The organism is Synechococcus sp. R6-5 (assembly GCF_047461775.1).
Classification (GTDB): domain Bacteria; phylum Cyanobacteriota; class Cyanobacteriia; order Thermostichales; family Thermostichaceae; genus Thermostichus.
Genome location: NZ_JANSHV010000135.1, coordinates 1 through 15924, shown reverse-complemented (window position 1 = coordinate 15924; position 15924 = coordinate 1). Strand labels below are relative to the sequence as shown.

The following is a 15924-nucleotide window of genomic DNA, read 5'->3' as shown; positions in this document are numbered from 1 at the left end:
GCTTATTATTGACTAGAGTCATGCTCCTTCGCTACGCAATGCTCAGGCGGCTGGTCTGAGGCTGGCTTATTCTGACCCTTGGCCCGCAGATCCGACGCCCCCGACAGATGTTGAGACGGGTCTGGAGTGGCTGGTGAAAAACTCTGGGCAAGTTTTACCGGGTAGTTTCACCACCTCTATCCCTATGGTGCTCCGCACCGCCGAGGCGACTGGCTGGGCAGGAGTATCCAACTCGGCAGAACAGAAGGGGTTGACCGCCTAATCTTCGTCTTCATCTTCTTCGTCATCTCCGTCTTCCCATTCCTCATCGAGATCCAGCAGCAGGGCATAGAGCTGATCAAAAAGCTCTGGCGGCTCATCGGGGGTGAGCAGGTAGGGATCCCCTTCGTCAGGCAGAGCGGCGTAGAGCAAAACGGGATCGAGGGGGGTAAAGATGCCGTATTTCTTCTCTTGGTAGAAAAAGGTAGCTAGCAGTTGAAACTCCTGGGCATCTTCCTCGCTCTCGCCCAGCTCGAACACATCTTCCTCTTCGACCGGGGGCAATTCCCCCTGAACCGTGAGGATGTCGAAGCCATTTTGCTGCAAGGTGAGGTTCAACTCCCCCAAGACAGCCTGGATGGTGGGCAGGGTAGCCTGTAGCTCTTCGGGATCCGGCTCGTCCAGGATCCCTTCCATGTTGGCATCGCCGTTCACCGCTTGGCTGGGTTCTTCTTCCCCTTCCCAAACCAGCACTTTGATCACAGCATCAACGGGAGTCACCAGAGCATAGGTCTGCTCGTCGATGACCACCTGACGCAGGATCTCGCACTTGAGAGGCTGGTTTTGCTCGTCGCGGAGCACCAAGGTTTCATGGGATTCAGTCATTGAAAACAGCCCAGGGTAGGAAAGACGGGGGTGTACAGAAGCTCATTCTCCCATGTTCTGCCCCCCTGCAATGCTGAGGGATCCCTTCCAGGCCCACCGGCAGAACTCTATGCTTCGGCTTCTCCTTCTGCTTGGGTTAAGGCTTCCAGAGCCAATAAAATCTCCTCTTCTCGGCGGGCGTAGGTTTCTTCGTCAATTTCTCCCAAATCTAGCTGAATTTGCAGGGCCGTAAGTTCTTTTTGCAGGTTTTCTTTGCTATCCAGCTGTGCTTCGGCGCGTTCTTGGATCTGCTCTGCTAGCCAAAGCAAACTTTGGGCCGGCCAAGTCAACAATTGCCAAACCATCCCAGGGCCCCTAAAGCAGATGATGAGTCTTCGTAATCCTATCAATTTGGATTCTCAGGTGGCCATTGCCCCGGCCTAGCCGTGAAACTTTTTGTTCCCTTCCTCCCCAAGCTGGAAAGACTGGGACACGCACGAAGCGCCAGGGGAAACACTGGCTATTGGTGCTCAGGCAAGTCCTAGCCGCGAAGACTAATCCTCTCGCTGGTGCTTCTCGATCCACTCCATGAGCTCCCCCTCGGAATGGGTACACAGGCGCTCTCCCGTGATTGGGTCTTGGACAGACCACCAGACCATGCCGCTGCCATCTACCCACTGCCGCACCCGCAGTTCATCGCAGGCCGCCAAGACTGCCTTCAGGCTCTGCCAAAGGTGGCGCAGTCCTCTGAAGAGCGCTGAAGAGAAGGGATCCCTGCCGCCGTACTCGGCTGCCAGCTGCCGCTCTTCTTGTTTCAGCAGCTCCATCAAGCGGGTGTTGTTGGCCGCCCTAGCTGCTTCCAAACGACGGGCCAGGGAGGCTGCTATGTTTTGGCGATGGCGGGCCAGGAGACTTGTCCCCCTCATTTCAGCGGCTGCATTCATAGGGCTGCTCTGCATTATCAGTACCTCTACCCGATCAATCCTACCAAAAAATCTGTAATCAGCGATACGGAAATTGCAAAAACTATGGATCATGCGCTCTGCTGGGTGGAATTCAGTCCCAGTGCTCTGCCTGGGAGCTGCCGGAAGTTGATCGAATAAGGGGCCACCTGAGCAGCTCAGGGGCTTTCCTGGGGTGACGGATTTACGCGAGCTGACCTACAGGCGGCAAATTCAAGCAGAGCGGAGACCGGTGCTTTTCCGCATCTTGCGAGAGAAAATGCGTCCAAACCTACGCAGGGCTGCCCAATTTCAGAGCGAGCCAGCCAAAACAGCTCAGGCATGAGGCGGAGGGGAAAAGGATGAAGGACTATCGACTTCAAGGAGGCCTGAATTTATCCTTCCAGCCATGTCCCGTAGCTCCTGCATCAACTCTTGATCTTGAGAGGCAGTACGTGCTCCTGACTCGGCAGCCCATGCTTTCAGGCTTTGAATTTGGTCACGAGCGATAGCAGCTAGAGGAACCGTTTGCTGAATGGCAGTCAAGATATCTTCTTGGGTGAACTCGCGGGGTGGATCCTGATTAAAGGCCATGTGCATGGCGTCATAAATAGTCTGTTCAATTTCCGCTCCGCTGAAATCCTCTGTAGCCATAGCCAGGTCGGTATAGGAAAAGTCTCGTACTCGGTTGGGCCGTAGCCGCCGGATGTGGACTTGAAAAATCTCTTCGCGCTCCCTCTGGTTGGGCAAGTTCACAAAAAAAGTTTCATCAAATCTGCCCTTGCGAAGTAGCTCGGCAGGCAAGACGCGGACATTATTGGCAGTGGCGACAATAAAAACGGGCTTGGTCTTTTCTTGCATCCACGTAATCAGGCTGCCGAAGACGCGCTTGCTGGTGCCCGAATCGCCGGAAAATTCGCTGTTGACACCGCCAAAGGCTTTGTCCAGCTCGTCGATCCACAAAACACAAGGAGCCATCGCCTCGGCAATTTGGATCATCTGGCGCACGCGGCTTTCACTTTCGCCGACAATGCCTCCAAACAATCGTCCCACATCCAGCTTGAGCAGAGGCATCCGCCACTCGCGGGCGATGGTTTTGGCACATAGGGATTTGCCGGTGCCCTGAATGCCAACCAGCAAAACTCCTTTGGGACTCGGCAGGCCATAGGCATGGGCCTGAACACTGAAGCTGTTGCGGCGCCCCCTAATCCAGGCTTTGAGGTTTTCCAGGCCACCGACGTTTTGCAGAGTCTCAGAGGGATTGTAAAACTCCAGGATTTCAGTTTGGCGGATGTATTGTTTTTTCTCTTCCAAAACGAGATCAATATCCCCTTCGCTGACCTTGCCCTTGGCAGCTAAGGCGCGGGCCAGGATGCGTTCAATGCGCTGCCGCGTCAGCCCTTGGCAGGCTCGGATCAGTTGCTCAAGAGCAAGACCGCTCACCTGCAGTAGATTAGGAGGGATAACGCTGGTGATAATTCGTTCAATTTCAGAAGTGCTGGGCAAGGGAAAGTCACAGACCACCATTTCTTCTCTCAGGTCTGAGGGTACAACTGCTTCTGGCCCCATGAGAATAATGGATTTGCGGCTGCTGCGGCTCTGCCTAGCTAAAGTTTTCAGGTAGCGAATGACGGGATAATTATCCGAGCGTTCTGGATTTCTCAGGGTAGGGTTAAAGTCTTTCAAGACACAAATCACTGCTTCATCTTCTCTGATGGTGCCGATGCGGTTCAAGGCAGGCATCAATTGCCCCTTGTTCTGACCGTTATCTGACCAGCCAGAGACAATATCCCAGATTAAGAGCTTGCGTTTGGGCTTCAGAGAGTCGGCTAGGATGGTAATACCTCCTATTTTTGTTAGACGTCAGTAAGTGTTGCCGCAAGGAGGGCATTGAAGACATCCTTGAGGCGGGTTGCCTCAGTTACTGCAGTGCTTGTTCCGTTTGGCATGGTTATACCTCCATCTATTGGAGGAGAACATAAAACACATACCACTTCTTACTCTCTTGGCCAATGCAACTCACGACTAAGTAAACTGGTCCTCGTTCTACTGTCCTACATTCGCACCAATCTGGCTTGTTTTCGGTTCCGCAGTTAAAGAGGACAGTAATAGCATCAGGCAGGGGGACCGGTCCTAAACTTACAGGAACCACCTGTTCTATAGAGACGGGCTCTTTCGCGACCTTTTTAACAACCTGCCATGCTGCCTCGCGTAGTGTCCTTGAGTGAATAATAATAACCCCCCCCCCAGGCACCCCTGCACGCGAACGAAACCTTTTCGAACTGACCGATAGTGTAATATTTTTGAACGGGTCGTGCTCGTCAAAGAGAATCAGTTCGCCTTTTGGTCCAAGCGTGCACATTGGTTGCATCTTGGCAGCGTTTGAGTCTGGTTTTTCTACGATTGCTTCGGTTTCCAAGACAACCCTGCCTTGCAAGTTCTTGAATTGGGCGAGCCACTGCCCGCTGGCAGGATTTTGCGAGATGCGCACAACATAGAATCCCGGGTTTATTTCCCTTCCGGCAAATCCCAGCTTCGCACCTGAATAGACAAAGAGAACATCCGCACCTTTAGCAAGTTGCTCGATGCTCAGTCTATCGGCACCTTCGATCATCGAGTTTACGATAACCGTGCCCGAGTCATCAAACGGAATGGCAATGAAGTTGTCCGTGCGAATCTTCACGCCCGCTTGACGCGCAGCTTCTTGCATCTCAGTGATAATCGAACGGCGAAATTCCGCGTTTACCTTTTGGAGGTTGATCTCCGCAGGTGGAAAGGTGGGTGTGGGCCGTGGTATTATCGGACGTGGTCTTTCTTGTGCGTGTGCGCCATGGGCAAACAACGCTGCCATCGCACACAAAACTACTAAAACGGATTTGCAGATCTTTGACATTGTACTAATCATCGCTTATCTCCTCCTTTCTGTCTTTTTGATTCAGTTTGCTGTCTGTCATTTTTATTGTTACCAGGCTACCTGCCAGCCTATGCCTGGACCAAGGTCCATTATGTCGTAGCAGCGATAAGCCCCGTTGGGGCCGAGACTGCCGCATATGCGCCACCAATTACAGTTTCCTTTCGCATCACGACGCATACAGGTGATCGTTTGGGCCGGTTGATCGCCCAACTTTATCGGCGTGTCGAGCGCGCTATTCTCCAAGGCTTGTCGCAAAGCCCTCTCGTCTTCAATTGGCCCATTCCATTTCACTGGCGCATATGTTCGTACGGTAACCGGCTCGGGTAGTGGTGTAGGCTTACCTATGGGGCCACCGCAATCGCCATGATACAGGGTACAGAAGAGTCGCTTGAATTCTCCTAGGGTTTCAGGCGTCTGGTTGAAGGTTATCACGATCAACCGCTGTGAGGTGTCTGGACTCGACATCCGACTGCTTTCACCGAGACGCGGGATATCTAAATCAAGCAAGCACATGCAATAAGGCACAAGCGGAGGTCTAACGAAATCTACACACGACGGACTGATGGGCCTCGGACATGGCCCCGGCCCGCCTTCGCTTATTTGTTTGGCGTTAAAAAACAGCACAGGACCATGCTCGCGAAAAAGCTCGCCCAGTGTCGGGGACTTGGCCATTAGAAAGTTTGATTGATCGCTCTCAGCTCTTTGTCCTGAAAAGGAGGTGGCGGGGCGCACGAGATCATCTTTTTTCCTATGGGTAGAGTCGCTGTCAGCAGCCTGCCCCCGCCTTCTCTTACCCGTTTCGCTCTCACCACCATTCAAAGAAAGCAAGGCCCCAAATTCTGCGAGCGTTACTTGCTCTAAAAAGCTCATGTTTGAAGCACCCGGCATGAGCCTTGGCGGCGAGCTCTTGGTCTTGATTGTCAGGTTAGCGGCCTCAACGACGTGTTTGACATCTGCGGAAGAGATACTTCCTTGTCGGTAAATAAAGAGGATGTGTAATTCTCCCGAGTCATTAGCAACTGGCACTTTCTTTCTTGTCATGTCTGGCAACGGACGTGGTATTGATTGAACGAGCACTTGCCTCTTCTCGGTCTGCTGCTTTTCTTGTGTTTCTTGCTGTGCAAGGGTATGCCCCGTGCTGAAAACAAGAGCTACGAGAAAAACGGAATGCAAAGCTATAGTTGTTATTCTCTTCATGATGACACCTTCTAACGTTTGAGTTCTGCACGCTATGTGGCAGTTGTCACAACCAAGGGTTTCTCTGGCATCACTAATTGTTGGAAGTAGGTTGCATAGTGACCGAGAGCCCCTTGGCCGTGAACTATCTGTTGTTTCCCAAAACTCCGTAATGATCTTACGGGAGTGTTGTTCCTGTTCTGACTCGGACGAACTTAAGAGAGCACATCCTCCGCTTCAGTTTGGATTGAACGACGGATCGAACACCTTCTTGAATTTGCACTTCCCGGGTTTGTAGATGGCTTGAATTTCCGCTTGCGACAGTGCCCGGTTGAAGATCTCCACCTCGTCGATCACGCCATTGAACGTGCGCGGATAACCGGCGGCGCGAATCGGAGCCGCTGTCGAGCCGATGGTCCAGGGAATCGAAGGGTCGTAAGTAATGGACGATGTGAACGGCTTCGACGCTTCGAGGTTGCCGTTGACATAGAGCTTCATGGTGCTGCCGTCGTAGGTTGCGGCGACGTGGTACCACTGCCCTGCCGGGAAAGTCGAGCTCGAGACGATTTGATCCGTGTTCATATTGCCAAAGGTGAAGCCGAACTTCTGTTGTTGCGCGCTCCACCAAAGCGAGATCGGGACGTCCGTGTACCCTGTTGGTGCGGACAATCCTTTCTGCACGATGACGCTCCCCCAGAAGTCATTGTTCGGTCCGGGGCCTTGCGGCTTGACCCACGCGTCGATGGTGAACTGCTGGTTGGCCAGCGCGGACGAGTGCGGGATCTCGATGTAGCTGCCCGGGCTGAACGTCACGCCTTGACCGTCCTTGCCCGCGACGAAGCTGATTGCGTTGGTCGCCGAAGGATTGTTGGAGCCTCCGGAATCGTTCGCATTCCCGTCCATCCGGTACCACGCGACCATACCCAACGGTGGTTGCACGCATTTGCACTTGCCCGCAGAGCCGGCATTGAAGATCGCTTGAATCTCTTGCTGCGTGAGCGCACGCTTGATGAGCTCTACTTCGTCAAGATCGCCAGGGAGGAAGCCACCGCCATTTTGGGCTGGCGTTCGCATGCCCAGATACAGGTCGCTTGTGTTGTCCAGATTCCCCGTCAGTGGCGAACCGGCAAACACCTGGACACCGTCCACGTAGAGGCGCACACCACTGGTTGCGTTCGCCCGATTCACCACCGCCGCCACATGGTGCCACTGACCATCAGCGACATTTGGGCTCGTCGGTGGAGCAACGTAGTTTACGCACGCACGACCTGGTGTAGGGGTGGCGGCGCAATCCGAACTCCCAACACCATTAGCCATCTGGAATCCCAATCGGCCATTGACGAGGAAGAGCGAGTACCCCTGCGGTGTGGGACCACTACGCTTGTCCACGAGCACGATCAGGCCTGAAGAACCTGTGCGCACCCACGCATCCAGCGTGAAATTGCCAGTGCCAACATTCAGCTCGGCATGGTCAGGTACGCGCACATGGTCATTTACGCCATCGAATCGGAGCGCACCAGCAACCTTTCCGGATACTGGCGTCGGACCATTCACATGCGTTCCGTTGTTGGGGAATCCTGCAATATCGGCAGCCGTTGTTCCCGAGGTCTCATCCAGCGGCCACCACGCGACCATACCCGACGGCTGTTGCACGCAAGGCGGCTGCGTGCCTGAACCAGCATTGTATATTTGAGAAATCTCATTCGCTGTCAGCGCACGGTTATAAATCTGCAATTCATCGAGGGCGATGGGTTCGTCGACCGAACTCGGTTGGTAGCCTATCATGATGGAGAGGTTGTTGACGAGCGAACCCCACGGTGCCGTGCCAGTATATGTGCCCTTCGGCGCGCCATCCACGTACAAGGTGACAGCGAGCGAATTGCTGCCGACGTTGCGCGCAAAGGTCACGGCGACCAAGTGCCACTGATTGGGCGTGATTGCCGTGTTTGATCGCAGCGTTTGGGGCGTGTTGCTGTTGTCCCCCCATAGAAATTCCAAATAGGACGAACCGCTGCCCGCGGGGCGAACGACGTAGAGCGCGTAGCCTCTGTTCTGCGGGGCGTCGTACTTGTTGAGGATGTAGTGTCGCCCACCCGGACCCGTAGGAGGCGCCGGAGCCGAAGTAGGCGGGAATTTTATCCAAGTAACAATGGAGAAGTCACCCTGTCCGATGAATGGCAAAGCCCCACTCGTGTTGGTAACTACAGCTCCGGTTAACCCTGATCCTGGGAATTTGACGAAGTCGATCGCGCCGCCGAATTGGCCTGCGATCGGTTGCGGCGCTTGTGTAGCGCCGACGGGCGACTTCATTGGTCCCGCATGGTTATTGCCGATTACCTCCTGCAGGACGGTGCTTCCGTTCGAATCATTCATCGGCCAACAAGCGATGGGCCCTGGCGTAACACCACCAGTCTGACATGAAGTGGCCGGATTAGAGTTTGACTGTGCGTGCGCGATGGCGGCGCTCATCGCCAGCATCATCGATCCAAAAATTAGAACAAAAGTAGACGATTTTCTTATTGTTGTTTCTCCTTTTCTTCGTCTTTCTCCTTTTCTTCGTCACGATTGTTTCTCTTTGTTCCTTATAAAGCATCAAGGAACTTTCCAATGGTTGATGACGCGCTTTAGCAGACCTTTTGCAAAAAGATTTGCTCTTTGCGTTGTTTTCTCGCTGTCGGCAGCCTTTTACCAAGTGACCACCCAGCCGAAAACAGGGTCTTTGACAACGTCATAACATTTCCATCCTAGGCCAGCTTTCTCAGGGCCGAAAAGGTGTTCCTGACACACAAACACATCCTGTTTACCAATGAGGTGAGTTAAAAATTATTAAACACTCAGGAGTAATGTATCCCTCGTCAAGGGATCCCTTAAGTACAGCTAAGTACAGCCCCTCTCCTATCGGCCTCCTTCAGTTCAGGTAGCTGGATAAGGGCAAGCATTACCAAGCATTATGGGTTGTCAGCCAAGGGATCCCGGCAGGAAACACAAGCAGGGTAGACAGATAGGTATGGGGTGTTACGGCGGCCAAACCACTCGTAGCGGTGATCCCGGATCTGTTCGTAGCCTCGATCCCCCAGAACCTTCAAGCCAGGAAAGTTGCGGTACAGAGCCAGCCACACCTCCCCGCTCGGCAAAAGGGCGGCAATTTGTTCAATGGCAGCGGATCCCTGCCAGCGGCGCTCTGGGTGCTCCAGATCGATGAGAATCATCCCCAGCTCCACCTGCTCCGGTGGGATCCCCCATTGGGCCAGGGTAGAAGCATCTTGCATGGGGGCATAGCAAAACTGCCGTCCGCGATCCAGTTGCTCCAAGAGCTGAACGCCGGTGGCACAGAGGTTGCAGAGGCCGTCGTAGATAACCATGTAGGGCATGGTGGGATCCCTCAGGCGGGCTGACCCAAAATCTGGGCTTGGTACTGGGCTTCGGTAAGCAGTTGCCGAGGCTGCCGCTGCAGGAACACCCGACCCATCAGGTGATCGTATTCGTGCTGAAAGATCCGCGCCGGAAAATCCTGCCAGACCACCCTTTGCTGAACGCCTTCTGGAGTGTAATACTCCACCTCCACTTCGCGGGCGCGGGCCACCAGACCACGGCAATTGGGCACACTCAAGCAGCCTTCCCAACCCAGCACCTGTTCAGCACTACAAGCCAACAGACGGGGGTTAACCATCACCAAAGGCTGCATCTGTGGGGCGTTGGGATAGCGGGGATTGGGACGAGAGGCCACGATCAGCACTTGGAGCAGGGATCCCACCTGAGGAGCAGCCAAGCCCACCCCCTGCGCCTCTTTCAGGGTAGCCAGCATACCTTCTATAAGATCCTGCAAGGCCGGCGTTTTGAACTCCGTCACCGGCTCGGCCACTTGCGTCAGGATGGGATCCCCCAATTGGCGTAGGCGAAAAGTCATGGCTTGCCCCAAGCAATTCTTCTTCTCAGTCTAGCGGGGATCCCTGAGCAGCCTAGCGGCTCTTGCCAGTAGCCACCAGTTCCAGGGCCAGCTTGGAGCGCTTCAGCCCTTCTGGGATGGGGATGGGGTAGTGGCCGGTAAAGCAAGCGGAGCAGAACGAGTTGGGATCCCGGCCCGTGGCAGCCAGCATGCCTTCCCAGCTCAGGTAGGCCAAAGAATCCACTCCAATCTTCTCGGCGATTTCCTCTACGGAATGCTGGGCAGCAATCAACTGATCCTGGCTATCGGTATCGATGCCGTAGAAGCAGGGATGGGTGACCGGGGGGCTGGAAATGCGCATGTGGACCTGGGTAGCCCCCGCCTGGCGCAGGGCCTTGACGATTTTCTGGCTGGTGGTGCCCCGCACAATTGAGTCGTCCACAATAACAATCCGCTTCCCCCCCAGCACATCTTCCAGGGGGTTGAGCTTCATGCGAATGCCCCGCTCCCGCATGGATTGGGTGGGCTGAATAAAGGTGCGGCCCACGTAGCGATTTTTGATCAGCCCTTCGGTGTAAGGGATCCCCGACTGGCGAGCATAGCCAATGGCCGCCGGCGTGCCGGAATCGGGAACGGAGATCACCCAGTCGGCCTCTGCCGGAGCCTCCTTGGCCAGTTGTTCTCCCAGCCGCACCCGGTAGGAGTAGAGGCTTTCCCCGTGCATCCAACTGTCTGGGCGGGCGAAGTAGATCATCTCGAAGATGCACAACTTGGGGGTGGCCTCCGCCCAACGCACCGATTGCAGCCCCTGACGGCTGATCCACACCAACTCTCCCGGCTCCACCTGCCGCAGAGGGTCGGCCCCAATGATATCCAAAGCACAGGTTTCTGAAGCCAACACGTAATGCAGCGGCTCGGCCTCGGGGTGGCTGAGGGTGCCGTCGCTGCAGATGATCTCCAGCATCTCTGACTGCAGCAGCTCATCCAGAGCGGGGTTGCTGCTCAAAAGCCCCAACACCAGCGGACGCACCCCATAGGGATCCCGTGCCCCGATCAGGCCCTCTGGCGTGCCGATCACCAGACTAAAAGCCCCCTGACAGCGGCGCAAAGCTTGGCAAGTGGCCGCGATCCAATCTTGACCTTGGTTCACCGCCTGGGCAATGGCGTGGGCAATACACTCGGAGTCGGTGCTGCTGGTTAGGTGCCGGTCGGCGGCCTCCAGTTCCTTCCGCAGCTCTTCCGCATTGACCAAATTGCCGTTGTGGGCCAGAGCCAGCGGCCCCAGGCGAGTCTCCACGATCACCGGCTGAGCATTGGCCACGCGGCTGGATCCAGTGGTGGAGTAGCGGGTGTGACCAACCGCCAGATCCCCGGTCAGTTGGGCCAAGTTCACTTCATCGAAGACCTGGGAGACCAAGCCCATCGCCTTGTGAACCCGGCAAAAGGATCCCTCAAAAGTGGCGATCCCTGCCGATTCTTGGCCGCGATGCTGCAAGGCAAATAGGCCAAAGTAGGCCAGCTTGGCCACCTCCTCTCCTGGAGCCAGGATGCCAAAGACCCCGCAAGCCTCTTGCAGCTCTTCCCGGGCATACCCCGCCCCGCTGATGTTTTCTGAGGGGTACAGGGCATCAACGCCAACGGCAGTCTGCCCCTCTGCTTCTCCACAGCCAGAAGATGGTTCTGCTCCCGCCCTTGCTGCCATGGATCCTCGTCTTGCTGTCACGCTTACCAGTCTAACTCGGCCCAGGTCATTCCCCTCTATCTGGCTTCACCCCCAAAGGGGGAGTCCACAGGTGGGGTTTGCAAAAAGCCAAGACTCTATCTATAGTGTTAGCAGCGTGTAAGCGCTGCTGTGGCTGAGAAGCAGCCTGGCCGAGTTTTTGAGTTGGACACCACCAAGGCTCGGCTCTCCCAGAACCGGCAGGATCCCAAAGCTTTGTGTTGTGAGGAGTCAAACCCCATGAGACAGCAGCCCCATAGGTTCCGTCAGAGCTGGACGTTAGCAGCCTCCTCTGTAATAAGGGCCAGTGTAGCCGCTCTTCTGTCGTTGTCACTGGTGGCTTGCCAAGAAGATGCCGGCGAACAGCCTGCGGTTACCATCACGCCGATAGCGGTGGTGGCTCCAACGCCCACTCCTTTCCTCATCCCCAGTCCTGTCCCTACGCCGCCGCCCACCCCTCTGCCTACCCCGACCCCCACTCCCCTCTTGAATCCTTTCCCCACTCCCAGCCCCTCTCCCACTGCTTCCTTTGCAGCAGAGCCGCCTTCGATTGCCGTGGTGGCCCTGACGGACGCGCGACAGACGGTACCCTTCAACGTGCTGGTGGCCGTGACGACTCCTGCAGGTTTGGGGGCCGGCATCAGCTTCCGGGTGGAAATCCGACAAAGCCCCCTCACCCTCACCTTTGATTTCACTGCCGCTGCCGTCGGCTGTCAGCCCAACAGCAGAGCCTGCATTGGCACCATCCCCATCACCATTCCCACTTCTGCTCCCACCGGGGATTATGAGGTGACGGCAATGGTGGCGGATACCCAGGGCCGAATTGCTTCGGCCAAAGCTCCTTTACGGGTGTTGCCTGCGCCCAGTCCCTCCCCCTCGCCAACGCCGACCGGCACCCCCAATCCCTTTCCCTCGGTATCCCCTTCGCCCAGACCCAGTCCCTCTCCCAGTCCTTCGCCGACGCCCAGCCCCAGAAGCTTCTAACTCCCTCAGGCAGTCTCTCTTGTCGATTCAGGACTAAGGTAGCTCTTGAAGAACTCGCTTCAGGGTGGCGATCAGGTGTTCAATATGGGCTTCCTCGATGATCAAAGGCGGGGAAAGGGCAATGGTATCACCTGTGGTGCGAATCAATACCCCCCGCTCGTAGCAGCGCAAAAACGCTTCAAAAGCCCGCGCTGTCGGTCGGCCAGGGATCCCTTCCAATTCAATTGCCCCCACCAAGCCGAGGTTGCGCACATCGATGACATGAGGCAAGCCCCGTAGGGAATGGAGAGCCTCCTCCCAGAGGGGAGCGAGGTTGGCAGCCCGCTCGAACAAGCCTTCTTCTCGATACAGGTTCAGGGTAGCCAAGCCGGCGGCACTGGCAACTGGGTGGCCGGAGTAGGTGTAGCCGTGGAAAAACTCGATGGGGCTCCAGGACAGCGTCCTGCTGTTGTCCCCTGGACGGTGCAGGTCATCAGCGGAACCAGCAGCCTCCATGAAGGCGCTGTAGATCTCTTGCTTGACGATCACTGCGCCCATCGGGATGGTGCCATTGGTGAGGCCCTTGGCACAGCAAATCAGATCCGGCACCACCCCAAAGTAATTGGCCGCAAAAGGGGATCCCAGACGCCCAAAGCCGGTGATCACCTCATCGAAGATGAGCAGAATGCCGTATTTGTCGCAAATGGCCCGCAGCTTTTCCAAATAGCCCACCGGCGGCAGCAACACCCCCGTTGAACCGGCAACCGGCTCTACGATCACCGCTGCAATCGTGCTGGCATCGTGGAGAGCGACGATCCGCTCCAAGTCTTCTGCCAAGTGGGATCCCCAGCGAGGCAGGCCGCGGCTAAAGGCGTTTTGCTCCAGGTTGTGGGTGTGGGGTAGGTGGTCTACGCCGGGAATGAGGCTGCCGAAAAACTTGCGGTTGTTGGAGATGCCCCCGACCGAGATGCCCCCAAAGCCAACGCCGTGGTAGCCCCGTTCTCGGCCAATCAGCCGCTGCCGGGATCCCTGTCCGCGTAAGCGATGGTAGGCGATGGCCATTTTCAGGGCCGTATCCACCGCCTCAGAGCCAGAGTTGGTGAAAAAAACGTGATCCAGTCCGGCAGGAGTGAGCTGGATGAGCTGCTCTGCCAGTTGAAAGGCTTTGGGATGGCCCATTTGAAAAGCTGGGGCGTAGTCCAGTTGGGCCACCTGCTGTTGGATTGCTTCCACAATCGGGGGACGACAGTGGCCAGCATTCACACACCACAGCCCGGCGGTCCCATCTAGGATTTGGCGGCCATCGTGGCTGGTGTAATACATGTCTCGGGCGGCCACCAACAGGCGCGGGTTGGCCTTAAATTGCCGATTGGCCGTAAAGGGCATCCAAAAAGGCTCCAGATTCAGCTCCGCTTGCAGGGCGACGGCTGCTTTCTCCAGGGTTTCTTGCATGGCTGGCCCTCCGGCAGTAGACGAGATTTCAAGCTGGCGAAGATAGAATCCCTAGATATTGGATAATTTTGAAAGGGGCTCCATCCTGCTAACGGGAACGATAGAGCAATCCTAATCGGCCTGGGAGGCCTCTGGAAAGTTAGTATTTTCGCTCCTGAGGGGGAAACCGGGTGATCACCACGGGGCGATAGCTGATCTGAGGGGATCCCTCCCGAAAAGCGGCCAAGGTGTGTTGTAAAAACCGTTGATCATCCCGTTGGGGGTAATCTTCCCGCGCGTGGGAGCCACGGCTTTCCCGCCGTTCCAGGGCGCTGGCGAGGATCAAAGCCCCCACCGTCATGAGGTTGTCCAGCTCCAGCGCTTCGATCAGCTCGGTGTTCCACACCTTGCCCCGATCGTCCAAATGCAAATCCCGCTCGTAACGCTGGCGGATCTGCTGCCATGTTTGGATCCCTTCTTGGAGAACCGATTCGGTGCGGTAGACGCCGCAATGCTCGGTCATGCAATCTTGAAATTGCCGCCGCACCTGATCAATGCGGCTCTTCCCTGATCGTTCCAGGAGCCCGGCAATCCGGCTGGCGGCCTGTTTGAGCAGGGATCCCTCGTCCACTTTCGGCAAGGCTCGACCTCTGACGGCCTCTACCATGGCTGCCCCTGTGCGCCGCCCGAAAACAACGCACTCCAGGAGAGAGTTGCTGCCCAGCCGATTAGCCCCATGCACCGAAACACAGGCCGTTTCACCGGCAGCGAACAGCCCTTCCACACGGGTTTGGGCATCCCGCAGTACCTGCCCCTCCACCGTCACCGGGATCCCGCCCATGCAGTAGTGCACCGTCGGTCGCACCGGAATGGGATCGACAACCGCATCGATGCCCAAGTGGCGATGGGCCTCCTCCCAACAGAAGGGCAGCCGAGTGTGGATCTTTTCTGCCCCCAGATGCCGCAGGTCTAAGTAGACAAAATCTTTGCCGTCAATACCGCGCCCGGCCCGCACCTCCGTAACAATCGCCCGCGAGGTGATGTCCCGTGGGGCCAATTCCATCTGGCTGGGGGCATAGGCGGCCATGAAGCGCTCCCCCTTCCCATTGATCAGATAGGCCCCCTCTCCACGCACCGCCTCTGAGATCAACACCCCCACCGGATACAGGCCCGTGGGATGAAACTGCACAAACTCCATATCCTGCAGAGGCAGGCCGGCCCGCGCCACCATCGCCATGCCATCGCCGGTGGAAGCAAAGTCGTTGGACGTGGAGTTGTAGATGCGTCCATAGCCGCCTGTAGCCAACATAACCGCCTTGGCCCGCACCACCTCCAGCCGCCCGCTGGCCTGCTCCAACATCACCACGCCCTGGACTTGGTTTTCTGCCAGGATCAGATCCAGCACATACCATTCGCTGTAGAGTTTGACCCCAAAGCGCTTGAGGTTGCTCACCAACTCGTGTAAAATGGCTTGCCCAGTTTTGTCGGCGGCATAGCAGGTGCGCGGGTGGCTGTGTCCCCCAAAGGCCCGCTGGGCAATGCGGCCATCCGGCAGGCGGGAGAACAAGACCCCCAAGTGTTCTAGGTCGATGATCACTTCAGGAGCTTCCCGGGCCAGAATCTCCACCGCATCTTGATCCGCTAGGTAATCGGATCCCTTGACGGTATCGAAGGCATGAGCCTCCCAGGAATCTTGCGGATCAACATTTTGTAAGGCGGCGGCAATGCCCCCTTGGGCTGCTACCGAGTGGCTGCGAATGGGATGGGTTTTGGACACCAAGGCCAGGTCGAGGCTGGGATCCCGTCGCATAACCTCCAAAGCCGCTCGGCAACCGGCCAGCCCTCCCCCGATGATGACAATGTCGTGTTCCAGCATGGATGCAGGCAAGCTCTCGCAAAGGATTCCGCCACAGCCAGGATGGCGTTTTCCCATTATGGCCGGCCCCAGCAGCCTCTCCAGCAGCAGCTGAGTATAGCTCGTTATCAGCAGCGGCGCGGTGCCGTAGGCTTACCACTTTCTGCTGTAAACTACCCGACTCCGACCGCTAAA

14 protein-coding genes are annotated in these 15924 nt (G+C 56.5%); 2 read left to right on the top strand and 12 right to left on the bottom strand.

Annotated features, from left to right (window positions below; translation table 11 throughout):
- Positions 1 to 258: 258 nt before the first annotated feature.
- From NW818_RS07980 to NW818_RS07950, 7 genes are all read right to left on the bottom strand, one after another.
- Positions 259 to 864 (bottom strand): DUF3727 domain-containing protein, encoded by a 606-nt coding sequence (locus NW818_RS07980; RefSeq protein ID WP_011433718.1) that lies wholly within the window; start codon positions 862 to 864, stop codon positions 259 to 261.
- A gap of 107 nt (positions 865 to 971) precedes the next feature.
- The gene (locus NW818_RS07975; protein ID WP_011433717.1) at positions 972 to 1208 is read right to left on the bottom strand and encodes a gas vesicle protein GvpG; all 237 of its coding nucleotides are present in this window, start codon (positions 1206 to 1208) and stop codon (positions 972 to 974) included.
- 189 nt (positions 1209 to 1397) lie between these two features.
- Positions 1398 to 1787: a hypothetical protein gene (locus NW818_RS07970; RefSeq protein WP_414417857.1), complete on the bottom strand. Its 390-nt coding sequence runs from the start codon at positions 1785 to 1787 to the stop codon at positions 1398 to 1400.
- Positions 1788 to 2120: 333 nt separating this feature from the next.
- Positions 2121 to 3527: an AAA family ATPase gene (locus tag NW818_RS07965; RefSeq protein ID WP_414424266.1), complete on the bottom strand. Its 1407-nt coding sequence runs from the start codon at positions 3525 to 3527 to the stop codon at positions 2121 to 2123.
- 220 nt (positions 3528 to 3747) lie between these two features.
- Positions 3748 to 4689, bottom strand: a complete 942-nt coding sequence (locus NW818_RS07960; protein ID WP_414424265.1) for a hypothetical protein — start codon at positions 4687 to 4689, stop codon at positions 3748 to 3750.
- A gap of 57 nt (positions 4690 to 4746) precedes the next feature.
- The gene (locus tag NW818_RS07955; protein WP_414424264.1) at positions 4747 to 5895 is read right to left on the bottom strand and encodes a hypothetical protein; all 1149 of its coding nucleotides are present in this window, start codon (positions 5893 to 5895) and stop codon (positions 4747 to 4749) included.
- A 216-nt stretch (positions 5896 to 6111) separates the two neighbouring features.
- Positions 6112 to 8247, bottom strand: a complete 2136-nt coding sequence (locus NW818_RS07950) for a LamG domain-containing protein (RefSeq protein WP_414424263.1) — start codon at positions 8245 to 8247, stop codon at positions 6112 to 6114.
- An 82-nt stretch (positions 8248 to 8329) separates the two neighbouring features.
- Here NW818_RS07950 and NW818_RS07945 point away from each other — a divergent pair, with 82 nt between their 5' ends.
- On the top strand, positions 8330 to 8608 hold the full coding sequence (locus tag NW818_RS07945) for a hypothetical protein (protein ID WP_414424262.1): 279 nt from the start codon (positions 8330 to 8332) through the stop codon (positions 8606 to 8608).
- Positions 8609 to 8822: 214 nt separating this feature from the next.
- Here NW818_RS07945 and NW818_RS07940 read toward each other — a convergent pair whose 3' ends face one another.
- Genes NW818_RS07940 through purF form a run of 3 tightly spaced genes read right to left on the bottom strand, consistent with a single transcriptional unit; the run spans position 8823 to position 11462 of the window.
- Complete coding sequence (locus NW818_RS07940) at positions 8823 to 9245, bottom strand: thiol-disulfide oxidoreductase DCC family protein (RefSeq protein WP_414342315.1); 423 nt, start codon at positions 9243 to 9245, stop codon at positions 8823 to 8825.
- An 11-nt stretch (positions 9246 to 9256) separates the two neighbouring features.
- A complete protein-coding gene (gene def, locus NW818_RS07935) occupies positions 9257 to 9781 on the bottom strand; it encodes a peptide deformylase (RefSeq protein ID WP_414342313.1) in 525 nt (174 codons plus the stop codon).
- A gap of 52 nt (positions 9782 to 9833) precedes the next feature.
- Entirely contained in the window at positions 9834 to 11462 is a 1629-nt protein-coding gene (gene purF / locus NW818_RS07930) for an amidophosphoribosyltransferase (protein WP_011433712.1), read from the bottom strand.
- 354 nt (positions 11463 to 11816) lie between these two features.
- Between purF and NW818_RS07925 the strand changes: the two genes are divergently transcribed.
- Positions 11817 to 12464 (top strand): hypothetical protein, encoded by a 648-nt coding sequence (locus tag NW818_RS07925; protein WP_414356998.1) that lies wholly within the window; start codon positions 11817 to 11819, stop codon positions 12462 to 12464.
- A gap of 33 nt (positions 12465 to 12497) precedes the next feature.
- Here NW818_RS07925 and NW818_RS07920 read toward each other — a convergent pair whose 3' ends face one another.
- Positions 12498 to 13895, bottom strand: coding sequence for an aspartate aminotransferase family protein (locus tag NW818_RS07920; RefSeq protein ID WP_011429583.1), 1398 nt, complete (start codon positions 13893 to 13895; stop codon positions 12498 to 12500).
- 139 nt (positions 13896 to 14034) lie between these two features.
- A complete protein-coding gene (locus NW818_RS07915; protein ID WP_414424261.1) occupies positions 14035 to 15750 on the bottom strand; it encodes a succinate dehydrogenase/fumarate reductase flavoprotein subunit in 1716 nt (571 codons plus the stop codon).
- Positions 15751 to 15924: the final 174 nt, after the last annotated feature.